The following is a 22,668-nucleotide window of genomic DNA, read 5'->3' as shown; positions in this document are numbered from 1 at the left end:
CACCCGGCAACTCTTCCCCCGACACAACAAGGAAGCGACCAATGCAACACAAGGCACGCATCGCACTCACCGCCATCGGCATCCTGGGCCTCTCGATGGCCGCCCAGGCCCAGGATGGTGAGCAATACATCACCCTGGCCTCTACCACCTCCACCGAGGCCTCGGGGTTGTTCGACGCCATCATTCCGAAGTTCACCGACAAGACCGGCATCGAGGTGCGCGTGGTGGCCGTGGGCACCGGCCAGGCCTTCGAGATCGCCCGCCGTGGTGACGCCGACAGCCTGCTGGTTCACGACACCGTCGGCGAAGAGGCCTTCGTAGCGGAGGGTTACGGCACCGAACGCGCCGACGTGATGTACAACGACTTCGTGCTTATCGGACCCGACGGCGACCCGGCCGGCATCGCGGATGCCGATACCATCGCCGAGGCGCTGCAGCTGATCGCCGAGGCCCAGGCGCCCTTCGCCTCCCGGGGTGACGACAGCGGCACCAACCGCGCCGAGCTGCGCCTGTGGGAAGCCGCCGGCGTCGAGGCTGACGGCGAGTGGTACCGCGAGCTCGGCAGCGGCATGGGGCCGACCCTGAACACCGCCGCCGGCATGGACGCCTACGTGATGAGCGACCGCGCCACCTGGGTCGCCTTCGAGAATCCCCAGAACCTCGAACTGCTGTTCGAGGGCGACGAGGCGCTCTTCAACCAGTACGGCAGCCTCGTGATCTCCGAGGAGCGCCACCCCCACCTCAAGCATGATCTCGCCGGGCAGTGGCACCAGTGGCTGCTCTCCGAGGAGGGCCAGCAGGCCATCGCCGACTTCACCGTCAACGGCCAGCAGCTGTTCTTCCCCAACGCCGCCGAGTAACCCTCCGGGGTCAGACCCTTCAGGATACTTGAGGGCCTGACCCCAGCCCCGGGGGCGTCGCCTGGACTTCATCCAGGCGCCTCAGCAACACCGGTAGCTCATTGCTCAGAAAGCGTGACTCCACGCACTCCGCGAGTCGCTGGGCGCCGAAGTCCAGGAAGCCCAGCGCCGCATGGGAGAGTCGGCGGTCGCGGCGCACGATGAACTGCCAGTGACTCTCGATGGGCAGCCCCTCCACCGGCAGAATCACCAGCTCCGGGTGCTGAGGCGGCAGCACGTGCTCGGAGAGCACCGCCAGCCCCATGCCGGAAGCCACCCCGACGCGAATCGCCTCGTTGCTGGCCATCTGTAGGGTCGGCCCCAGGGTCAGCCCCTGCTCCTGCAGCCAGCTCTCGAACAGCATCCGCGTGGCCGAACCCGGCTCGCGCAGCAGCCAGCGCTCCTCGAGCAGCTCGCCCATGGCGATACGCTCGCGCCCCGCCAGGGGGTGGCCCCGGGGAGCCACCGCCACCAGCGGATTGCGCAGGAAGCGCCCAGCCAGGGCGTGGGCCAGCGACGGGGGATGGCTGAAGACGTAGAGGTCATCCTCCTGGCGCTCGAAACGGGTCAGCATCTGGCGGCGATTGCCGATATGCACCGTGACCTCCACCTCGGGGAAGGCCTGGCTGTAGGGACCAAGCAGCCGCGGCAGCACGTACTGGGCGGTATTGACCAGGGCGATGGAGAAACGCCCCCGCTCGCCGCCGCGCAGGGCAGCCAGGTAGTCATCCAGGTCGTCGAAGCGACCCAGCACCTCGCGGCTGGCGCGATAGAGCTCGGCGCCCGCCTCGCTGGGCGTGAGCCGCCCCTGCCGGCTCTCCAGCAGCGGCTCCCCCAGCGTCTCGGCCAGGCGCTTGAGCTGCTGCGAGACGGTGGGCTGGGTCAGGTGCAGGCGCCGCGCCGCTTCGCTGATCGAGCCGGCGCGTACCACCGCCACATAGACCTGCAGCAGGCGAAACGTCAGGTGTCGGATGTTCATTCCGGGGGATTCCAGGATGCATAGATGATTATCTATAGTGTATTGCGGAAGAGTTTATTGGAATCAATGGCTACGGGTCAGCAGAATGCGTGGCGTTTCAACCCGCCACCAGAGACCCTTCGATGCCCGATATCGTGGTGATGTTCTTCCTGCTCGGCCTGCTGGCCGGGCTCGTCAAGTCCGACCTGGCCATTCCCAAGGCCGCCTACGACACCCTCAGCCTGCTGCTGATGCTGACCATCGGCCTGAAGGGCGGCATGGCGCTGTACGGCAACCTGGGCTGGTCGCTGCTGCCGGAGCTGGCCGCCGTGGCCGCCCTCGGCGCCCTGATCCCGCTGGCCATGATGCCGCTACTGCGCCGCCTGGTGCGGCTCTCCGCCGCCGACAGTGCCAGCCTGGCCGCCCACTACGGCTCGGTGAGCGCCGGCACCTTCGCGGTGGCCCTGGCCTTCGCCGAGGCGCGTGACCTGTCCATCGGCGCCGAGGTCACCCTCTATCTGGTGATGATGGAGCTGCCGGCGATCATGGTGGCCATCGCCCTCTACCGCCGCTATCGGGGCAGCAACGCCGGCGAGGCGATGCAGGGGATCTGGCACGAGACCCTGACCAACCGCGGGGTGATCCTGCTCGCCGGCGGCGCGGTGATCGGTGCCATGTACGGCCCCCTGGAGGGCGCCAACGTCACCGAGCTCTTCACCGGCGCCTTCCATGCCGTGCTCGCCCTCTTCCTGCTGCAGATGGGCCTGACCGCCGCCGAGACCCTGCGCCCCATTCCCTGGTTTCACTGGCGACTGCTGGCCTTCGCCCTGATCGCCCCGCCGCTGCTGTCGCTGGCCGGTCTCGCGGTCGGCCTGGCCCTGGGGCTGCCCGCCGGCTCGCTCTTGATCCTGACCGCACTTGCCGCCAGCGCCTCCTATATTGCCGCCCCGGCCGCCATGCGCACCGCTATCCCCGAGGCCAATATCGGCCTGGCGATGCTGGCCTCGCTGGGGTTCACCTTCCCCTTCAACGTGATGGTGGGTATTCCCCTTTATCACCGGCTGATCACCTGGCTGGGCGGCTGACACTGAGCGCCCGCCACGGCGGGCGACTCCGACATTCGTCTAAGGCATGACTGGCTGCACTTTACGTTAACGTCAACCTGGCCTAGTCTTGGACCATCACGGTTCACCACCTGACCCGGACCGTTGTGCGCGCCTGCTTCGCCCCTTGGCGGCAGGCGCCACCGCCCTGACCAGTAGACAAGAACGGGAGTCCCGCCCATGCACACGCCCTTCAAGCCCCTCGACTTCGGCCTCGACGACGAGCTCAACATGCTGCGCGAGCAGGTCAATGCCTTCGCCCGCGACGAGATCGCCCCCCGCGCCGCCGAGATCGACGAGAAGAACGAGTTCCCCAACGATCTGTGGCAGAAGTTCGGCGACATGGGCCTGCTCGGCATCACCGTCTCCGAGGAAGATGGCGGCACCGGCATGGGTTACCTCGCCCACTGCATCGCCCTGGAGGAGATCTCCCGGGCCAGCGCCTCGGTGGGCCTCTCCTACGGCGCCCACTCCAACCTCTGCGTCAACCAGCTCAAGATCAACGCCAGCCCGGAGCAGAAGGCCAAGTACCTGCCCAAGCTGATGAGCGGCGAGCACATCGGCGCGCTGGCCATGTCCGAGCCGGGCGCCGGTTCCGACGTGGTCTCCATGAAGCTGCGCGCCCGCAAGGATGGCGACAAGTACATCCTCAACGGCAACAAGATGTGGATCACCAACGGCCCCGACGCCGACGTGCTGGTGGTCTACGCCAAGACCGACCCCGAGGCCGGCTCCAAGGGCATTACCGCCTTCATCATCGAGAAGGGCATGCCCGGCTTCTCCACTGCCCAGAAGCTCGACAAGCTCGGCATGCGCGGCTCCAACACCTGCGAGCTGGTGTTCCAGGACTGCGAGGTGCCGGAAGAGAACGTGCTGGGCGAGGTGGGCCGTGGCGTGCGCGTGCTGATGAGCGGCCTCGACTACGAGCGCACCGTGCTGGCCGCCGGCCCCATCGGCATCATGCAGGCCGCCCTGGATATCGTGGTGCCCTATATCCACGAGCGTAAGCAGTTCGGCCAGTCCATTGGCGAGTTCCAGCTGGTGCAGGGCAAGGTGGCCGACATGTACACCACCCTCAACGCCTGCCGGGCCTACCTCTATGCGGTGGCCGCCGGCTGTGACCGCGGCCAGACCTCGCGCAAGGATGCCGCCGGCGTGATCCTCTACTGCGCCGAGAAGGCCACCCAGGTCGCCCTGGACGCCATCCAGCTGCTGGGCGGCAACGGCTACATCAACGAGTACCCCACCGGCCGCCTGCTGCGCGACGCCAAGCTCTACGAGATCGGCGCCGGCACCAGCGAGATCCGCCGCATGCTGATCGGCCGCGAGCTGTTCAACGAATCCGCCTAACCCCAGCTCGTCTCGGAGAGATGTATGGCAATCCTGAATACCCAGATCAATCCGCGCAGCGAGGGCTTCCAGGCCAACGAGGCGGCGATGCGTGCCGAGGTGATGAAGCTGCGTGAGCTCACCGCCGCCATCGCCCAGGGCGGCGGCGAGAAGGCCCGCGCCCGCCACGAGAGCCGCGACAAGCTGTTCGTGCGCGACCGCATCGACCACTTGATCGACGAGGGCTCCCCCTTCCTGGAGTTCTCGGCGCTGGCCGCCCATGAGGTCTACGACTCAGCGGTGCCCGCCGCCGGCGTGGTCACCGGCATCGGCCGCGTCTCCGGCGTGGAGTGCGTGATCGTCGCCAACGACGCCACCGTCAAGGGCGGTACCTACTTCCCGCTCACCGTGAAGAAGCACATCCGCGCCCAGGAGATCGCCCGCAAGCACCGCCTGCCCTGCATCTACCTGGTCGACTCCGGCGGCGCCTTCCTGCCCCGCCAGGACGAGGTCTTCCCGGACCGCGACCACTTCGGCCGCATCTTCTACAACCAGGCCACCCTCTCCGCCGAGGGCATCCCGCAGATCGCCGTGGTGATGGGCTCCTGCACCGCCGGCGGCGCCTACGTGCCGGCCATGGCCGACGAGTCGATCATCGTCCGCGAGCAGGGCACCATCTTCCTGGGCGGCCCGCCCCTGGTGAAGGCCGCCACCGGCGAGAGCATCAGCGCCGAGGACCTGGGCGGCGCCGATGTCCACGCCAAGAAGAGCGGCGTGGCCGACCACTACGCCGAGAACGACGCGCATGCCCTGCAGCTGTGCCGGGCCAGCATCTCGCGGCTCAACTGGCAGAAGCGCGGCCAGCTCAAGATGCAGGAGCCCAAGGCCCCGCGCCTGGATCCCAGCGAGCTCTACGGCATCGTCGGCACCGACCTCAAGAAGCCCTATGACGTGCGCGAGGTGATCGCGCGCATCGTCGACGACTCCGACTTCGACGAGTTCAAGCGCTACTACGGCGACACCCTTGTCACCGGCTTCGCGCATATCCACGGCTACCCGGTGGGCATCGTCGCCAACAACGGCGTGCTGTTCTCCGAGTCCGCGGTCAAGGGCGCGCACTTCATCGAGCTCTGCGCGCAGAGGAAGATCCCGCTGATCTTCCTGCAGAACATCACCGGTTTCATGGTGGGCTCCAAGTACGAGCACGAGGGCATCGCCAAGCACGGCGCCAAGCTGGTCACCGCGGTGGCCTGTGCCAAGGTGCCCAAGTTCACCGTGCTGATCGGCGGCAGCTTCGGCGCCGGCAACTACGGCATGTGCGGCCGCGCCTACGACCCCAACCTGCTGTTTATGTGGCCGAATGCCAGAATTTCCGTCATGGGGGGTGAACAAGCCGCCGGCGTGCTGGCCCAGGTCAAGCGCGAACAGATCGAGCGCGAGGGGCGCGAGTGGACGCCGGAGGAAGAGGAAGCCTTCAAGGCGCCCACCCGCGAGCAGTACGAGCACCAGGGCCACCCCTACTACGCCAGCGCCCGGCTGTGGGACGACGGGGTCATCGACCCGGCCCAGACCCGCGACGTGCTGGGCCTGTCGCTCGCCGCCGCCATGAACGCCGAGGTCGAAGAGACGAAATTCGGCGTGTTCCGGATGTAAGGGGAAGCAGACATGTCAGATAGCACATTCTCACGCCTGGAACTCGATGAGCGCGGCGTGGCCTGGCTGACCCTGGTCCGCCCCGAGGTCCACAACGCCTTCGATGACAGCCTGATCGCCGAGCTCAACGCCCATCTGGAGCGCCTCCACGACGCCGCCCATCACGGCGAGATCCGCGCCGTGGTGCTGGGCTCCGAGGGCAAGAGCTTCTCCGCCGGCGCCGACCTGGGCTGGATGAAGCGCATGGTCGAGTACGATTTCGACGGTAACCTGGCCGATTCGCGCAAGCTCTCCGCCCTGATGCACGGCCTGGACACCCTGCCCTGCCCCACCCTCTGCCGCGTGCAGGGGGCCGCCTTCGGCGGCGCCGTGGGCCTGGCCGCCTGCTGCGACATCGTCGTCGCCTCCGAGAAGGCGAAATTCTGCCTCTCCGAGGTGAAGATCGGCCTCTCGCCGGCAGTCATCAGCCCCTATGTGCAGCGCGCCATCGGGCCGCGCCAGATGCGCCGCTACGCGCTCTCCGCCGAGGTGATGGACGCCCCCACCGCCCTGGCCCTGGGCCTGGCTCACCAGGTGGTCGACGCTGATGCGCTCGACGACGCCGTCGCCGCCATGCTCGAGACGCTGCTGGCCGGCTCGCCCCAGGCCCAGCGCGCCACCAAGGCGCTGCTCGCCGAGGTGGCTCGGGAGCCCGACAGCAAGGCCACCCGCGAGCATACCTGCCGGGTGATCAGCGAGCTGCGCGTCAGCGCCGAGGGCCAGGAGGGCCTGGCCAGCTTCTTCGAGAAGCGCCGCCCCGCCTGGACAAACGAAAGCGACAACAGTGCCGCCGACAAAAAGGCCGCGGAGCCCCGCTCATGACTACCGATCTGAACAAGTTCGACACCCTGCTGGTCGCCAACCGCGGCGAGATCGCCTGTCGGGTGATGCGCACCGCACGCGCCATGGGCCTGCGCACCGTGGCCGTCTACTCCGACGCCGATGCCAACGCCCGCCACGTGCGCGAGGCCGACGAGGCCGTGCGCCTGGGCCCCGCCGCCGCCCGCGACAGCTACCTCAAGGTGGAGGCGGTGATCGAGGCCGCCAAGCGCACCGGCGCCGGCGCCATCCACCCCGGCTACGGCTTCCTCTCCGAGAACGGCCCCTTCGTGGACGCCCTGGAGAAGGCCGGTATCACCTTCGTCGGCCCGCCCGCCTCGGCCATCGCCGCCATGGGCGACAAGTCCGCCGCCAAGGCGCGCATGCATGACGCCGGCGTGCCCCTGGTACCGGGCTACCACGGCGACGACCAGGACGACGCCCTGCTCAAGGCCGAAGCCGACAAGATCGGCTACCCCGTGCTGCTCAAGGCCAGCGCCGGCGGTGGCGGCAAGGGCATGCGGGTGGTGGAGTCCACGGCGGGCTTCCAGGCCGCGCTGGACGGCTGCCGCCGCGAGTCCCAGGCCGCTTTCGGCGACCAGCGCATGCTGATCGAGAAGTACCTGACCCAGCCGCGCCACGTGGAGGTCCAGGTGTTCTGCGACAGCCACGGCAACGGCGTCTACCTCTTCGAGCGCGACTGCTCCGTGCAGCGCCGCCACCAGAAGGTACTGGAGGAGGCCCCGGCCCCGGGCATGAGCGCCGAGCTGCGCCGCGAGATGGGCGAGGCCGCGGTGCGCGCCGCCCGCGAGATCGGCTACGTGGGCGCCGGCACCGTGGAGTTCCTGCTCGACGTCGACGGGTCTTTCTTCTTCATGGAGATGAACACCCGCCTGCAGGTGGAGCACCCGGTCACCGAGATGATCACCGGCCAGGACCTGGTGGAGTGGCAGCTGCGCGTGGCCATGGGTGAGCGGCTGCCGCTCGCCCAGGACGAGCTGACCATCACCGGCCACAGCTTCGAGGCTCGCCTCTACGCCGAGGACCCGGAGCAGGACTTCCTTCCCGCCACCGGCACCCTGACGCGCTTCGCCCTGGACCTGGAAGGCGCCGGCCTTAATGCCGACAAGGTACGCCTGGACAGCGGCGTGGAGAGCGGCGATGCCGTCTCCATGCACTACGACCCCATGCTTGCCAAGCTGATCGTCCACGGCGGCGATCGCGACCAGGCCCTGGCGACGCTGAACCGGGCACTGGCGGCGCTGGACGTGCAGGGCGTGGTCACCAACCGCGCCTTCCTGCAGCGCCTGGCGACGCATCCGGCCTTCAAGGGCTGCGAGCTCGACACCCGCTTCATCGAGAAGCACGAGGAGAGCCTCTTCGCGCCGCGCGAGATCACCACCGAGGCCCATGCCGCCGCGGCGCTGATCGGCCTCAAGCAGCTCTCCCGGGAGTGCGAGAGCGACTCCCCCTGGGATCGCCACGACGGCTTCCGGCTCAACGCTCCCCACACCATCCGCCTCGCCCTGTGCGCCACCGGCCACGACCTGAGCCGTGCCCAGGCCCCGGACGCCGAGGACGTGGTGATCGTCGAGGGCCGCCGCGAGACCGACGCCGATCCCTGGCAGCTGGTGATCGGCGACGAGACCCTCACCGCGCGCATCCAGCACCTGGAGGGCGACGCCGTGGCGGTCACCCTCAACGGCCACCGCCGCCGCCTGCAGGCCCGCCTCGCCGACAATGGCGTGGTGGTGATGGCCGACGCCGCCGGCGAGACCCGCCTGTTCTGGCGCCGCATCGACGCCATCGACCACGGCCAGCACGAGGCGGAATCCACCCTCACCGCCCCCATGCACGGCACCGTGGTGGCGCTGCTGGTGGAGCCGGGCCAGAAGGTGGAGAAAGGCATGCCGCTGATGGTGATGGAAGCCATGAAGATGGAACACACCATGGCCGCCCCCGCCGATGGCCACGTGGAGAGCTTCCACTTCGCCGCCGGCGACACCGTGGGCCAGGGCGACGTGCTGCTCGAATTCGCCGCGGAGGAGTAAGACGATGGCATTTCCGACACACGTGCGGCTTGTCGAGGTCGGCCCCCGCGACGGGCTGCAGAACGAGCCCGAGCCGATCGGCACGGCCACCAAGCTGGAGCTGATCGACCGCCTGGGTGCGGCCGGCCTCTCCTACATCGAAGCGGCCAGCTTCGTCTCGCCCAAGTGGGTGCCGCAGATGGCCGACCACCGCGAGGTGATGACCGGCCTCACCCGGCGTGACGGCGTCACCTATGCCGCGCTGACCCCCAACCTCAAGGGGCTGGAGGCGGCCCTGGAGTGCGGCGTTCAAGAGGTGGCCGTGTTCGGTGCCGCCTCCGAGGCCTTCTCGCAGAAGAACATCAACTGCTCCGTGGCCGAATCCCTGGCGCGCTTCGAGCCGGTGCTGGAGCGAGCAAAGGCCGCCGGCGTGCGGGTGCGCGGCTACGTCTCCACCGTGCTGGGCTGCCCCTACGAGGGCGAGATCGCCCCCGCCAAGGTGGCCGAAGTCTCCAAGGCACTCTATGAGATGGGCTGCTACGAGATCTCGCTGGGCGACACCATCGGCGTGGGCACACCCCTCAAGGCCAAGCGGATGCTTGAGGCCGTGAGCGACGAGGTACCCATGGCCCATCTCGCCGCGCACTTCCACGACACCTACGGCCAGGCGCTGGCCAACCTCTACGCGGTGCTGGAGGAAGGCATCAGCGTGGTGGACAGCTCCGTCGCCGGCCTCGGCGGCTGCCCCTACGCCAAGGGCGCCTCCGGCAACGTGGCGAGCGAAGACGTGGTCTACCTGCTCAACGGCCTGGGCATCGAGACCGGCATCGATCTCGACGCCCTGGCCGACACCGGCACGTGGATCACCCAAACCATCGGCCGGCCAAACCGCTCCAAGGTGGGGGTGGCACTGGCGGCTAGGTAATCGCAACGGCAACACGCAAAAGCCCCGAGCCAGGTGACTGACTCGGGGCTTTGGTATTGCATAACAGGTACTTGATGACCTCGAAGTGATGGACTGAGAGCTATATATCAAGCTCATACACCTCACCTAGCCCGACGGGAGACATGTAGAATCTCTGCAGCTCCAGCCAGAGCCCTGCGAGAAAGCAGTGTTAGACATAGCCAACGGCACTCATCCCCACCACGCCCCTTCTGAGAAAGACCATCCCGGTCGTTTGCACGTCTATGTGCTGAACCTGAAGCCTCCCGGGCTCAAAGCGCTGCACATTGATACGGTCCACCTTAATCAGATCAAAGCCGCATTGCTGAAGAACATCTTCAGGGACTTGGTAATCCTGGTCAACAAGACCAAACATGGTCCAGCCAGACTCAACACAGATACCCAGCGTAACGGAATGGACCCCCTGAAATGCCATCGCGCCAATGGTGGAGCCAATCATGTTGCCGATCAAGGCACCCATGACCGGTATTGGAATTATGCTGTTTCCCAAGGACGCGCCAAGCAGGCCTGAGGCAAGAGCAATGGAATCCTTGATGCAGTTTAGGGCCACCTCATTGCCAGGCATTTCGCCTTTTGCATACTTCATGGAGTAGCCGATGGAATTGATCACCATCGCGGTAGCCATCCCGACGGCATGCGGGGACATCCCCTTCATCGCTTCACCGCAATAGCCAGCCTTTGAGGCACTGACAATAGCGGCAGCGATAGAAGCTCGCAGGGCTACCTGGGGCGTGGATGTGGCTACGGCTGCAGCCCCTTCGCTTAAGGTAACAAGGTCAATCTCACCCTTCTTGATCCCATTGACAATGGCTTTGGCCAGATACGGCGCGGCCGTAAGTGCTGCCGAGAAAGCTGCAGCATGCAGGGCGGCCTGACCCGCTTCTCGGGCAATATCCGACCACTCAACAAATTCGTTGATGATCAGTCCGTGGTCCTCAGGGTTAACGGCATCCTCAGATTTGAGGTCCTTCGTCAGATCAATGGCCTCCTGGTTGGAGAGCGGCTTTGAGCTGACGTCACCATATTCCAGGCGGTCTGATGCATTCTCGGCGGTGTGGGCGTACGTTTCGGCGACCTCCGGGCGAGTCTCCATATTTCGCAGACTTTCTCTGGAGGCAACCTGGTGCACCTCATCGAGCTGGTCGGCCGGCACCACTTTATCGCCAGAGGAATAGCCGGGGTTGTTAAGCGCCTTGGCCGTTTTTTCGCCGGTGATGTAGTATTTCAGCTCGGCCACCCGCTCATCAACGCCCAGCTGGCCGTAACGGATATCCTGACCGGTCTTGTTGTTGATCATCATTTCCGCGCTAACACCGGTTTGCCCCTTGGCCACAGCTGAGACATTAAAGGTTCCAGCGTGGTAGGCCTCAGCAATATTTCCCTTGGCAAATTTGATGTCCACATTCTGGACCCGGTGAGCTTCAGCCCGGATGGCCTCAAAGGCTGCATCGATCGCCGAGTTCACATCCTGGGTGTAAACGGCCGAGACGTGGGTGCCGTGAGCGCTGGCAGCAGCCCCCATTGCCGTTCGGAAGGTATCGTTAAACACACTCATCCGGCGGACTCTTGATCAAGACCAAGCCACTGAGAAAGACCTCGTTCAAGGAACAGTGTTGAGGCGGTTTTGGTGTTTTCCACACGCTGATCCGAAGCCGACCACATGCCTTTGACTTTCTCTGCGGCGCGTACGGCAACGCGAGCTGAAGCAACACCGCTAACCAGTGCGGTTGCACCTGACAAGGCCTCCCACCCTGCCTTGCCGAATCGACCGAATCCTGTTTTCGCGCTCACTTCATCAGGCAAGACCTCAGTCTCTACCGGCTCAGGCGCAAAGCCAATAGGCGCACCATTGAAGTCGACGTAGGTCTTGTCAGGGCCACTCTCTGCGAACTTTTCAAGTGTCGCGACATCCAGACCATAGACCAGAGCTTTTGGCCCATCCACGGCGTAACAGGCCCCTTCATGGAAGATGACAGACTCAATGTGATCGTGGAAAGGCTTTGCGACAGGACAATCCTTTTCTGAACCCAGGAAAATCACATAGCTTTTGCCAGACAAGGTGGGCAGGTTTTGCTGGTACTGCTCGATGGTCCAGAGCGTGCTATCCAGGCTATCGTGCTTGGAAATGGCGTGTTTTAGCGATGTGGCTACGTCGTAGTAGCCCTTGGGATATACAACCATTACGGACTTGATTTGAGGACCAAACATCACTACTACCTCTTTTTTGAAAATGGATTATAAGGGCCAGAGCCCAAGCCTGAAACGCTGCTTTTGTGTGAGGAGTGAAAGCTTTGATTTTCCAGAAATAGAACGACGAAAAATCTGAGCCTGAGAAACTTGGGTGTCGCTGACGACCCTTTTATACCAGTCAATAATAGTATTTCGTGAGCCCCTTGCCATGAATTTTTGGAACACGAAATTTACATTCCCTCGCAATCATGACTAAGGTATCCACCTTGCCTTGTAACGCTCGCATTTGCGGCTGGTTTGTAGCGCAGCGGAAAACCAGTCCGACAACATGCGCTTGTTATACATTTCTATGAAACAGTAAACATGCTTAACTTTTGGATAAATATAGGAATTAATCGATTTCGTTCTACATTGCACTCCCACAATGATTGGCCGAAGCCTCTTATTCGATCATTCTCATCAAGCTGTTCAAACTGCTCATCCGTTATAAGCGAGAACTTAAGCCACATTGCTAAAAACTGTACCCTTCTCAAATTTCTATCTTCTTGATCATGCTCGGATAGCCCAGTCTTTTCGCAAAGCTCTTCGTAGGTCATTTTTTGATGCAAAAGAGCCTCATAAACGGATGAATCAACTACCTTTATAACGGCCAGAAATGAAATTATGGGAACAAGCCTAAGCTGATTCTTTGATGAGGATGCGTAAAAAACAGCCAGATTTGTGTAGACCCGCTCAAGCTGGCGCAATGACAAATTAAAGTGCGTGGCGAGCACGTCCAGGGAATCCACTAGATTGCGGCCATCTCCCCACGTTTCTATTTGATGTAAGCCAAATAGCTTTTTATTGTACTGATTGATGTCGCTATCGTTACGGTCACCAGTTTTCTTGGGGATCGTGGTTTCTATGTTAATAAATTTTTGAAGATAGGTGTGCGCATCTATATTTTGCCCGTATATACACTTAACGGCCTCTTCAAGCTGCTTTCTATGCATAACCAGAACAAATACAACATTTTTAACAGAAAATAGATGCTTAATTTTTTCAATTAGCTCTACGGCATAAGTGGGTTTACATCGATCGAGCTCATCGATAATTATTACTAGAGGCTTGTCGCCTTCTGGACTAAGAAGGCTCGGCATTTCCGATAGCAAACCTTTAAATGACTGAAGCAGCTCTACATCCTGCTTGTGTGACGCTAGCCTTTCGCCGACGTAGTCTCCTACGACTGTAGATAACCCTTTAGCTACATCGGATTGAATATCTTTTAACTCGTCTATGTCACTATCTTTTATTGCACCCAGCGTGGCCGCTTTAATTCCGACTTTAGCAGTCCAGGATAATAATTGAACTCCAACATGCTTTGCCTTTTCCCGGAATTCTTTTGACTTTTGAGCATCCGGGTTTACAGAATTCAGTTCAATATATGTTGTAATAGCGCTAGCAACGGCAATAAATGCGTCATCTATATAGTCGTTTGCAAAAGCATCAATATATATACTAGGAACGTCGGCTTGGTTGAGCATGCCTTTCCACATTTTTACAAACGTAGTCTTTCCTTCACCCCACTTTCCATCGAGAGAAATAACAAGCTCATCGCTTGACTGGCAAACTAAATTCAATAGAGATTGACCAAAATTACTTCGGCCAAGGACATCTTGCTCGAATGCCTCATCTTCTCCGACAGTAATCGGGGGGGTGACGATGTTCATCTGTGCTCCTTCACGTATAACGCCCGCATTTGCGGCTGGTTTGGAGCGCAGCGGAAAACCAGTCCGACAACATGCGCTTGTTATGTGTTGCGAAATACTGATTCACGATGAAACTCCATATAAGCCTGATGCTCTGGCTTAAGGTTAACCGACATAGCTTCGGAAATACCTAAACTTTCTGGTTCTTGGAGTAAAGGTGAAATTAGAATTCTTCCGGCTACATCAAATGAAATAAGGCCGGAGTCGAATGCCTTATCTAATGTTGGCAACAGAAGCAGACCGTTGTAACCATCGAGCCTCTCAACATTTGACGATACTCTCCAAGGCTTGATATGTGAAGCCACCAACATTGAAGCATCTTTATAACCAGTGACAGCACAACCACCCCAAAGTGAAATCAGTTTTTGACGAAAGTTTCCCTGTCCTATTCTAGTTTTGATTAAAGTTGCTTTATCTGTGTCCGTTACGTTGCCTTCGGACATGATTGATTCAATATCAGCTTCAATGTCAGAATCAAAACCCTCCTGCAAATATTCGGCATACTTATTCAGAGCGCTGTTGTACATATTGTGCCCACGCTCATTTCTCTCCTGATAGATCGGAAGATTCCGTAGACGAATTGCTATGGATTCGAAGCGACTGTGGCTCAAAATAGATGTTAAGGGCCCGTCCATGATCCCGCCTTCAACAACCCACTCGGACATTGCTCCGCTTACGGCCCCTTCATATTTTTTTACAGAGGATTCAGATAAACTTCGAAGCCTCATCCAGTCTTCAAATGTCACGCTTTACTCCGATCTTGTGAAACATAACGCCAAACTCAACCGCCGCTTTAGCGGTCGGTTGCAGTTTCTTGTTGTACGTTTTCATCGCTAGTTAATTCGGTGTCAATAGCTGAAATTTTTCCTTGACTGATCAACTTGGCGATTACTTTATTTGCAAGTTTGTTTGAAATTTTAAGCTCTTTAGCGATAGCTTTATTTACATTTTCAGGCCATGGACGATCAGGAAGAACCCGTTCGACGCGAGCCAATAAGGTATCAGTTATTGAGTCGCCTTTACTTCCTCGAAGATTCCCAAAATTACCTTTTGCTCTTTCCAAGGCGACAATAAATGCGTTTTTTTGTGAAATTATGTGCCCGTGAATTCTTGAAATCCTATCATTACTATAAAGGTTATCAATGTGCTCCGAGAGCGATTCTGCCTGCTTTAGATAACTCTCAATGCGATTATGTAGGTCTGGATCTGTATGCATATTACTGATAATGACGTTCGCCAAATCAGAAGCTTTGGCTACAGCCTTGATTAATCGCACATTCTGCTTTTCATCCCAGTCATTACCAATATCGCCAAATTTATGATGATAGTTAATAAAATGTTTACAGGTGGAAAAAGCTGTTTTATTCCGGCTGGCTAATTCGCTAACAAGAAAATAGTTATGATCCAAGATCGCTTGATTCATTTCATGATTTCTTTCATTTGAGGACTCAATGAAATCCAAAAGCCGCCTCTGAGTATCACTTGCATATACAAGCTTAATTAGTGTTGATGTGCGTTCTGATGCGAGCTTAGATACGATGATGGCTAGAAAAACCAATCCATATATAACCTCGACTGTAGCTAGAATTCTTCCTGCCCCTATGGGTCGATAGTCTCCATAGCCAAGAGACGACACAGTCACAATGCTAAAGCAAATGGAATCGGAAATACCAATCGCAGAATCTTTATCGATAGTGGACTGTATTCCATGCCCAATACAGCTTAAGAAATAGAATAAAATAGCTGCAACTAAGACTCCACCTATTAACGAGAAAATCAAGGTCGATGTCTTTATTCTGTCTAGTATATTCCCCAATGAACTCCGTTGGTGCATCTTCACTCCTATCTTACGTACAACGCCGCGCACACCGGTGCGAGCTTGCGAGCATCCGACGGCCGACAGGCCGTGTAGTGATGCGCTTGGTTATGGCTGCGACGCTCCCAACCTTCTAATAGCACTTTGCATAGCGCTAGCGGAGCCACAGCCCGAACAATGCGGGGCAAGAATTGGGCGCTTGCCGCCGCCCCAAATTTACTTATTGGCACACCATGCCGGTAGCGATGATGTTGCCGATTACCTCTTACTTTCCGAGTGCCACCAGGAGCGAAACTGCCAAGCCTGCGATAAGCTGGTGAACTTCAATACCGGTGAATCCACTTGTGGCACGCTGCAGCCGGAAAAACCTACGCCCAATTAAATGCAAAAAAGCCGAGCTCCATAACAGGTATTAGACAGCGTGCTCGTTTATTGACTTGAACGAGCACGCGCGTTCAACAATCTTATCATCGCAAGCTTTTACCAGCTAACACCTTGATTTCATTATTCCCAAAGAAAAACTTGGCCACCTATACAAAATTCGCACGCTTGCGCGTTTTGCCAGCGTCAATAATACTGTATGGACATCCATGCATCGGGAGGACGGGAGTATGGATACGCACAGCAAACCGCCGAAGCTGATGGACCGGGTCAAGGCCACCCTACGGGTGAAACGCTACAGCCCGCGCACCGAGAAGACCTACTGCTACTGGATACGCTACTTCATTCGCTTCCACGGAGTCCGGCATCCCGCCGGCATGGGCGGCGCGGAGGTCCGCGCCTTCCTGGAACATTTGGCAGTGGAGCGGCGGGTAGCGGCGGCCACGCAGAATCAGGCGCTGAATGCCCTTGTGTTCCTCTATCGGCACGTACTCGACCAGCCCTTGGGCGATATCGGAGAGTTCTCACGTGCCAAGCGTCCTCGTCGGCTTCCGGTGGTGCTTTCTCACGAGGATGTCATGCGCGTGTTGAGCCATCTATCTGGCCCCATGCACCTGATGTCTACCTTGATGTATGGCTCAGGGCTGCGCCTCATTGAGACGTGCCGATTGCGTGTCCGCGATATCGACTTCGAACGCCAGATCATAACGGTGAGAGCAGGCAAGGGCGACAAGGACAGAACCACCCTACTCCCTGGGATCAGCATTCCCGCCCTACAGCTCAGAATAACGGCGGCCAAACATCAGCTTGACGATCGCCTGCAGCATGGGAGCGTGCCGGTGACACTGCCCCACGCGCTCGATCGCAAGTACCCCAATGCCGGTGTCTTCCTGGCCTGGCAGTGGCTCTTCCCCGCCAGCCGCCCTTGCTTCGACGATACCGGAAAGGTCGTGCTACATCATATCCATCCGTCAGCGGTGCAAAGAGCGGTGAGACAGGCAATGCGTGCTGCTTCACTTACCCGTCCAGGCTCTTGCCATACCCTCCGGCACAGCTTCGCCACTCAGCTTCTGAACCAGGGCACGGATATCCGCACGGTACAAGAGTTGCTTGGCCACAAGAGCGTAGAAACCACCCAGATCTACACTCATGTGCTGGGCAAAGGCTTTGCGGGAGTACGAAGCCCTCTTGGGTGAGGGTGCGTTTGGGAGCCGGGACATGCTACCGCCCCTACCTGGGCATGTTCACGGCCTGCAGCCATCCATGCGGTAGTCATTGAGCGTCGCGCTGTGCCTTCCTGGCTCCCTGCGAGTTATTCATTATCGTGAGCCTATGTGAGCCGGTACGGCGTTGCAAAGTCGAGTTTAGTAGCAAGGGCAGCCTCCACCGCCTGTTCGGCGTGGATGGCGGTGGTGTCGAAGAGGGGAACCTCCGTGTCGTCGGCATGGATCAGCAGCCCGAGCTCGGTGCAGCCGAGGATGACGCCCTGGGCGCCCCGCCCGGCCAGCGAGGCCACGATCCCGAGGTAGTCAGCTTTGGAATCCGCCCGGATCTCGCCGCGGCAGAGCTCGTCGTAGATGACGGTGTGGACCCGCTCGCGCTGTGCGGCATCGGGAACCAGCACCTCGATGCCCTGCGCCTCCAGGCGCTCGCGATAGAAGGCTTGTTCCATGGTGAAGCGGGTGCCCAGCAGCCCTACCCGGGTCACGCCCTGCCGGTGCAGCTCATTGGCGGTGGCATCGGCGATATGCAGCAGGGGAATATCCACGGCCTGCTCAATCTGCGGGGCGACCTTGTGCATGGTGTTGGTGCACAGCACCAGGAAGTCGGCGCCGGCCGCCGCCAGGGAGCGGGCCGCATCGCCGAGGATCTGCGCAGTGGCCGCCCAGTTGCCGCGGTGCTGCAGCGCCTCGATCTCGGCGAAGTCCACGCTGTAGAGCACCAGCCGGGCGGAGTGCAGCCCGCCCAGCCGCGCCTTCACCCCCTGGTTGATGAGCCGGTAGTAGGTCTGGGTCGATTCCCAGCTCATGCCGCCGATCAGCCCTATCGTCTTCATCTCCCCTCCTATCATCCCAGGATAAAGATCACGCAGGCGGCGGTGAGCGCCCCCATCACGCCGTTGAAGACCCGCCAGGCGCGGGGCGTGTCGAGCCAGCGGCCGATCGCCATGCCGAAACCCGCCCAGAGCGCGATGCAGGGCAGCGCCACCAGCTCGGCAAAGCCGGCCAGCAGCAGGGCATTGACCAGGGTATTGCCCTCGCCGGGCAGGAAGCCCGCCATCAGCGCCAGCCCCATCACCCAGGCCTTGGGGTTGGCGAACTGGAAGGCCGCCGCCTGCCAGAAGCTTAGCGGACGCCCCTCGCCGCGCCGACGCAGGTCCGGCGGCGGCGCCGTGGCGATACGCCAGGCCAGGTAGAGCAGGTAGCCGCTACCTACCACCCGCAGGATCGTCTGCACCAGCGGGTAGCGCTCGAAGAGCAGGCCCAGCCCCAGGGCGATGCCGGCGAAGAGCAGGAAGCAGCCCCCCAGGATGCCCAGCATGTGCGGCAGGGTCCGCAGGAAGCCGAAGTTGGCCCCGGAGGCAGTGAGCATCACGTTGTTGGGGCCCGGGGTGATGGTCATGGAGATCATGTAGAGGGTCGCCGGCCCCAGGAACGCCACCGCTTCAAGCATATTGCACCCATACAATTTAGGGATTATTGTCGATACTGCCCGTGAATTTTCAGCTTAATGGGCACAATCCTGGCGTCAAAGGTTTTATTGTCACCATGACAATCTGGACACCCCGGCTCGATGCCGAGGGCCCCCGCTACCGGGCCATCGCCGAGTCGATCGCCCGGGCCATCCAGGCCGGCGAGCTGGCCCCGGGCGAGAAGCTGCCGCCCCAGCGCCACCTGGCGGATGCCTTGGGCGTCACCGTGGGCACGGTGTCGCGCGCCTATGCCGAGGCCGAGCGTCAGGGCTGGGTCACCGCCCGGGTGGGCAGCGGCACCTATGTGCGCGGCGCCGAGCAGACGAACGCCTCCCCCTTCCTGGCCTCCGCCTCGGCGGAGGACGAGGGCCTGGTCGACCTGAGCCTGAGTCTGCCGCCGCCCCATGCGCTGCGCGCCTCGCTGCTGGGCCAGGCGCTGGCCGGGATCGCCGAGGATCGCGCGGCGCTGGAGCGCGCCGTGGCCTATCAGCTGGAGCGCGGCCTGGCGGGGCACCGCGAGCGCCTCGCCGCCTGGATGACCCGCCTGGGCATGCCGGTCGCGCCGGAGGCGCTCGTGATCACCCAGGGGGGCCAGCACGGCATCGACCTGACGCTGCGGGCGTTGACGCGCCCCGGCGAGCGGATCGCCGCCGATGCCCTCACCTACCCCGGGCTGATCGGCGCCGCCCGCCAGGCGCACCTCAAGACGCTGGCCGTGCCCCTGGACGACGCCGGCATGGACATGGAGGCCCTGGCGCGGCTGTGTGCCCAGCAGCCGCCGCGGCTGGTCTACGTCACCCCTGACCAGAACAACCCCACCGGCGCCGTGCTGAGCGAGGACCGGCGCGAGCGCCTGGCGGCGCTGGCCCGGCAGCACGAGTTCTGGATCCTGGAGGATGGTGTGCAGTACCTGCCGGAGGCCGAGCGCGGCACCCCTCTCTTCCGGCTGGCCCCGGAGCGCACCCTGTTCGCCTTCAGCTCCGCCAAGGTGCTGGCGGGCGGGCTGCGCATCGGCGCCCTGCGGGTGCCCGAGGCGCTGCAGGAGCCGCTGGGTGCGGCGGTGCGCGCCCAGAGCTGGATGGTGCCGCCCTTGATGGTGGAGGCCGTCTGCCGCTGCGTGGAGAGCGACGATGCCGAGTGCCTGCTGGCCTGGCAGATCGAGGAGCAGGCCGAGCGCCATCGCCTGGCCCGCCGATGGCTGGGGGAGTACGCCCCGACCGGGCGGCCCCACGGCAACAACCTCTGGCTGACGCTGCCGGAGGGGCTGCGCGCCGCCGAACTGCTCGCCGCCCTGGAGGAGCGCGGCGTGCGCCTGACCGGCCCGGAGCCCTTCTGCGTGGGCAGCGAGCCGGCGCCCCAGGCGGTGCGGCTCTGCCTGGGCGGGGCCCGCTCGCGGGAGGCGCTGGCCCAGGCATTGAAGGCAGTGAAGGAGACCCTGCAGGCGCCCCCGCCGATCCCCTGGCGCACGCTCTGACCGCCGCCGGATACCCCCGGCACGAGTCCGCCCATGGCAGCGCCACAGCGCCAGGCCCCCGAGCCGGGTGAGTGACTCGGGGGCCCGGTGGGGTTAGGTTCAGGGGGAGTGCCCGCCAGGGGCCGCGTCGGCATCCCCGCCATCCGCACCCTGGCGCGATATGTGTTCGTTCACCAGGAGCCGCCATGATCGCCGTCATCTTCGAAGTCGAGCCCCACCCCGACCAGCGCGACCACTATCTCGACATCGCCGCCGGCCTGCGCCCGCTGCTGGCGGAGATCGATGGCTTCATCTCCATCGAGCGCTTCGAGAGCCTGGCCCAGCCGGGCAAGCTGCTCTCGCTCTCCTTCTGGCGAGACGAGGAGGCCATCGCCGAATGGCGCCGGGTGGAGCGCCACCGTGCCGCCCAGGCCAAGGGCCGGCAGGAGGTCTTCGCCGACTACCGCCTGCGCGTGGCCGGGGTGATCCGCGACTACGGCATGCACGACCGCGAGCAGGCGCCGGCCGACAGCCGCGAACGGCACGACCAGGGCTGATACCGAGCGCTCCCCTCCTTGACGCCCTCTGCGGCTACTCGGACTTTCGCGCCAGCAGGGTGGCGAACTGCAACCGCGCGCCATTGTGCATGGTCCCGACGTCCTCGTTGTACTTGACCAGCTCCCACCCCGCGTAGGCCTCGCGCAGCTGCCCCTCCCCCAGGGTGAAGGGGAAGCCCACCGGACAGGGATAGGCCTCGGTGTCCATGGCGCAGACGATGGTGTTGTAGCCCCCGGGCAGGGTGTGCTCCTGCATGTCGGCGATCACCGCTTCGACACGCGCAGGGTCGAGGAACATCAGGGTGACGGTGCAGACGATCAGCCCGTAATCCTTGTCCAAGTCGGCACGATTGAGGTCGTAGACCTGGGCATCGATATTCTCGATCCCCTCGCGGCTGACGATCTGCTGCAACATGTCGATGGCGCCGGGGTTGTTGTCCACCGCGGTCACGTCGAAGCCAAGCTGGCTCAGGTAGAGGGCGTTGCGCCCGTTGGAGCAGCCCATGTCCAGGGCGCGGCACGGCGCCACCTGCCGGCATGTCTCGACCACTTCGCTGTGCGCGGGATTCAGGCCATAGCGGCTGTTCAGATCTGACGACATCGTATCTTCCCCTGCCTTTCCATAAAGAGCATTGATTTTACTCTTTTCATGGCGCAGCGAAACAGCAACCGACCACACGGTGAAGGCTCGGGTCATCGGCTCTCGCTAGAACCTGGGGTTGATCGTCAAGGAGAGCATCGCCGAGAGCTGGCAGAGCGGCCTGCCGGAAGTCTCTTGAAGCGCGTTGAAGGCGTCCTGCACTCGCTGTTTGTCGCGCTGGCTGGTGGGGGCCTGGTCGACGATGCCGGCGGCGGCCAGACGGGCCACCACGTCGCTGGTGAGCAGGAAGGTGTCCTTGCCGACCAAGCGCAGGAAGCCTGCCGCCGAGCGTCCGCCCAGGCGAGCGCCTCGCCTGGCCAGCAGGCGCCACAGGCCGACGATGTCGCTGCTCGGCCAGTCGGCGATGAATTCGGCGAAGGTTCCACCGTGCTCCTGTCGAATATCCAGGATGAACTGGGCGTTGCGGGGGATGGTCTGCATCTTGGTTCGATGGCGGATGAGACGCTCATCCTGCATGAAGCCCTCGAGCTGCTCCGGGGTGAGCAGCACCAGGGTCTCGGGCTCGAAGCCCCAGAAGGCCTCCTCGAAGGCGGGCCAGCGGGCATCCACCACCGAGTGCTGCATGCCGGCGCGAAACACTCGCAGGCTTATGGCGGAGAGGTAGCGATCATCCCCCAGCTGCTTCAGCTGGTCGGGCGTCAGCGGCCTGGGCAGGAAGGCCTCCATGGCGTCGTCGGAGTCGAAGCGGTCGCGAACCGTGTCCTGGAGCCAGCGGTAATCAAGTGCCATGGTGGCTCCGTTCAGTTTTTGCCATCCCCGTCCTCTACAACCACGCGATCAACGCATGATCAGCGCGCCGTGCAATTCTCGATGATCTCACCCGAGGTGCCATCCGCTTTATGCTGTAGCAGCATGCCCTCGGCGCCGGGGCCGGTGCCCTTTGTCCACCACTCCAGCCCGCCGCCCACATAGCGTGCGCCGCTGGCGGAGACCGCGATCTGCATATCGTGACGGTTTCCCTGATACTCGATCGTCGCGCTGTCGCTATCGGGATACGCGGCAGCGATCGTTTCACCGCTCTCGCACTGGTACTGCTGCATGGAAGACCCAGAGGAGGCCTGCTGCTTATGGGCATCCCCACTCTCCTGCGGTGAAGTGGTGCAGCCCGCAACAAGCAGGAGGGAAGCGATCGAAACGAGAGTCAGGGTTTTCATAATAGCCTTGGTTTCCATAGGGATTTAATACGAAATTCCGCATGCTACTGCGGCGCCCCCAACGCAGCAAATCAGAGGCAAAGGGCTATCGCAGATGGCAGTACCGCTTAAGGCTATTCCGGCAACAGGCCTTCGAGGGGGCGCTACGAGTACTTCCTTGTAGGCTACCTCGGCCATCCCTGGTCCTCGGCCCCCCTCTCCGACCTGTCCCCGGCGCCTTTC

21 protein-coding genes are annotated in these 22,668 nt (G+C 61.9%); 10 read left to right on the top strand and 11 right to left on the bottom strand.

The genetic code is table 11. The features are described 5' to 3' along the window. The first annotated feature begins 41 nt into the window (after positions 1 to 41). Positions 42 to 860: a substrate-binding domain-containing protein gene (locus LWH48_RS01885; protein WP_442908284.1), complete on the top strand. Its 819-nt coding sequence runs from the start codon at positions 42 to 44 to the stop codon at positions 858 to 860. A gap of 19 nt (positions 861 to 879) precedes the next feature. On the opposite strand, the gene LWH48_RS01880 is transcribed toward LWH48_RS01885, so the two are convergent. Next, positions 880 to 1,878 (bottom strand): LysR family transcriptional regulator, encoded by a 999-nt coding sequence (locus LWH48_RS01880; RefSeq protein ID WP_232911084.1) that lies wholly within the window; start codon positions 1,876 to 1,878, stop codon positions 880 to 882. Between the two features lie 122 nt (positions 1,879 to 2,000). Between LWH48_RS01880 and LWH48_RS01875 the strand changes: the two genes are divergently transcribed. The 6 genes from LWH48_RS01875 (at position 2,001) to LWH48_RS01850 (ending at position 9,755) form a co-directional block, all read left to right on the top strand. Beyond that, positions 2,001 to 2,942, top strand: a complete 942-nt coding sequence (locus LWH48_RS01875; RefSeq protein WP_232911083.1) for a sodium-dependent bicarbonate transport family permease — start codon at positions 2,001 to 2,003, stop codon at positions 2,940 to 2,942. Between the two features lie 198 nt (positions 2,943 to 3,140). Beyond that, entirely contained in the window at positions 3,141 to 4,310 is a 1,170-nt protein-coding gene (locus LWH48_RS01870) for an isovaleryl-CoA dehydrogenase (RefSeq protein ID WP_232911082.1), read from the top strand. A 24-nt stretch (positions 4,311 to 4,334) separates the two neighbouring features. Continuing rightward, positions 4,335 to 5,942, top strand: coding sequence for a carboxyl transferase domain-containing protein (locus LWH48_RS01865; protein ID WP_232911081.1), 1,608 nt, complete (start codon positions 4,335 to 4,337; stop codon positions 5,940 to 5,942). A 12-nt stretch (positions 5,943 to 5,954) separates the two neighbouring features. Next, positions 5,955 to 6,803 (top strand): enoyl-CoA hydratase-related protein, encoded by an 849-nt coding sequence (locus tag LWH48_RS01860; RefSeq protein WP_232911080.1) that lies wholly within the window; start codon positions 5,955 to 5,957, stop codon positions 6,801 to 6,803. After that, entirely contained in the window at positions 6,800 to 8,851 is a 2,052-nt protein-coding gene (locus LWH48_RS01855; protein WP_232911079.1) for an acetyl/propionyl/methylcrotonyl-CoA carboxylase subunit alpha, read from the top strand. The genes LWH48_RS01860 and LWH48_RS01855 overlap by 4 nt, the downstream gene beginning before the upstream one ends. 4 nt (positions 8,852 to 8,855) lie before the next feature. Continuing rightward, complete coding sequence (locus LWH48_RS01850; RefSeq protein WP_232911078.1) at positions 8,856 to 9,755, top strand: hydroxymethylglutaryl-CoA lyase; 900 nt, start codon at positions 8,856 to 8,858, stop codon at positions 9,753 to 9,755. A 190-nt stretch (positions 9,756 to 9,945) separates the two neighbouring features. Here the strand turns inward: LWH48_RS01850 and LWH48_RS01845 are convergent, their stop codons facing one another. The 5 genes from LWH48_RS01845 to LWH48_RS01825 form a co-directional block, all read right to left on the bottom strand. Next, positions 9,946 to 11,349, bottom strand: a complete 1,404-nt coding sequence (locus LWH48_RS01845; RefSeq protein WP_232911077.1) for a hypothetical protein — start codon at positions 11,347 to 11,349, stop codon at positions 9,946 to 9,948. After that, positions 11,346 to 12,002, bottom strand: coding sequence for a hypothetical protein (locus LWH48_RS01840; protein WP_232911076.1), 657 nt, complete (start codon positions 12,000 to 12,002; stop codon positions 11,346 to 11,348). The genes LWH48_RS01845 and LWH48_RS01840 overlap by 4 nt, the downstream gene beginning before the upstream one ends. A gap of 329 nt (positions 12,003 to 12,331) precedes the next feature. Then, a complete protein-coding gene (locus tag LWH48_RS01835; protein ID WP_232911075.1) occupies positions 12,332 to 13,693 on the bottom strand; it encodes a KAP family P-loop NTPase fold protein in 1,362 nt (453 codons plus the stop codon). Between the two features lie 80 nt (positions 13,694 to 13,773). Beyond that, complete coding sequence (locus LWH48_RS18345; protein WP_232911074.1) at positions 13,774 to 14,478, bottom strand: HNH endonuclease; 705 nt, start codon at positions 14,476 to 14,478, stop codon at positions 13,774 to 13,776. Positions 14,479 to 14,525: 47 nt separating this feature from the next. After that, positions 14,526 to 15,566: a potassium channel family protein gene (locus LWH48_RS01825; protein ID WP_232911073.1), complete on the bottom strand. Its 1,041-nt coding sequence runs from the start codon at positions 15,564 to 15,566 to the stop codon at positions 14,526 to 14,528. A 593-nt stretch (positions 15,567 to 16,159) separates the two neighbouring features. Here LWH48_RS01825 and LWH48_RS01820 point away from each other — a divergent pair. After that, positions 16,160 to 17,125, top strand: a complete 966-nt coding sequence (locus LWH48_RS01820; RefSeq protein ID WP_232911072.1) for an integron integrase — start codon at positions 16,160 to 16,162, stop codon at positions 17,123 to 17,125. Positions 17,126 to 17,259: 134 nt separating this feature from the next. Here LWH48_RS01820 and LWH48_RS01815 read toward each other — a convergent pair whose 3' ends face one another. Together LWH48_RS01815 and LWH48_RS01810 are read right to left on the bottom strand one after the other, a co-directional pair. Then, positions 17,260 to 17,985 (bottom strand): aspartate/glutamate racemase family protein, encoded by a 726-nt coding sequence (locus LWH48_RS01815; protein WP_232911071.1) that lies wholly within the window; start codon positions 17,983 to 17,985, stop codon positions 17,260 to 17,262. A gap of 11 nt (positions 17,986 to 17,996) precedes the next feature. Continuing rightward, a complete protein-coding gene (locus LWH48_RS01810) occupies positions 17,997 to 18,602 on the bottom strand; it encodes a LysE family translocator (RefSeq protein WP_232911070.1) in 606 nt (201 codons plus the stop codon). A 95-nt stretch (positions 18,603 to 18,697) separates the two neighbouring features. On the opposite strand from LWH48_RS01810, the gene LWH48_RS01805 reads away from it, so the two are divergent. Both LWH48_RS01805 and LWH48_RS01800 read left to right on the top strand, forming a co-directional pair. Continuing rightward, a complete protein-coding gene (locus LWH48_RS01805) occupies positions 18,698 to 20,095 on the top strand; it encodes an aminotransferase-like domain-containing protein (RefSeq protein WP_232911069.1) in 1,398 nt (465 codons plus the stop codon). 185 nt (positions 20,096 to 20,280) lie between these two features. Next, a complete protein-coding gene (locus tag LWH48_RS01800; RefSeq protein ID WP_232911068.1) occupies positions 20,281 to 20,631 on the top strand; it encodes an antibiotic biosynthesis monooxygenase family protein in 351 nt (116 codons plus the stop codon). Positions 20,632 to 20,665: 34 nt separating this feature from the next. Here the strand turns inward: LWH48_RS01800 and tehB are convergent, their stop codons facing one another. The 3 genes from tehB to LWH48_RS01785 all read right to left on the bottom strand — a co-directional run bounded on the left by tehB (position 20,666) and on the right by LWH48_RS01785 (position 22,446). Then, positions 20,666 to 21,232 (bottom strand): tellurite resistance methyltransferase TehB, encoded by a 567-nt coding sequence (gene tehB, locus LWH48_RS01795; RefSeq protein ID WP_232911067.1) that lies wholly within the window; start codon positions 21,230 to 21,232, stop codon positions 20,666 to 20,668. A gap of 105 nt (positions 21,233 to 21,337) precedes the next feature. Continuing rightward, the gene (locus tag LWH48_RS01790) at positions 21,338 to 22,021 is read right to left on the bottom strand and encodes a DNA-3-methyladenine glycosylase I (RefSeq protein ID WP_232911066.1); all 684 of its coding nucleotides are present in this window, start codon (positions 22,019 to 22,021) and stop codon (positions 21,338 to 21,340) included. 59 nt (positions 22,022 to 22,080) lie between these two features. Then, positions 22,081 to 22,446 (bottom strand): MliC family protein, encoded by a 366-nt coding sequence (locus tag LWH48_RS01785; protein WP_232911065.1) that lies wholly within the window; start codon positions 22,444 to 22,446, stop codon positions 22,081 to 22,083. Between the last annotated feature and the right edge of the window lie 222 nt (positions 22,447 to 22,668).

The sequence above is a fragment of the Halomonas sp. G15 genome, assembly GCF_021282295.1.
Classification (GTDB): domain Bacteria; phylum Pseudomonadota; class Gammaproteobacteria; order Pseudomonadales; family Halomonadaceae; genus Halomonas; species Halomonas alimentaria.
Note: the sequence above shows the minus strand (reverse complement) of the source record. Positions and strands in the feature narration are given on the sequence as shown.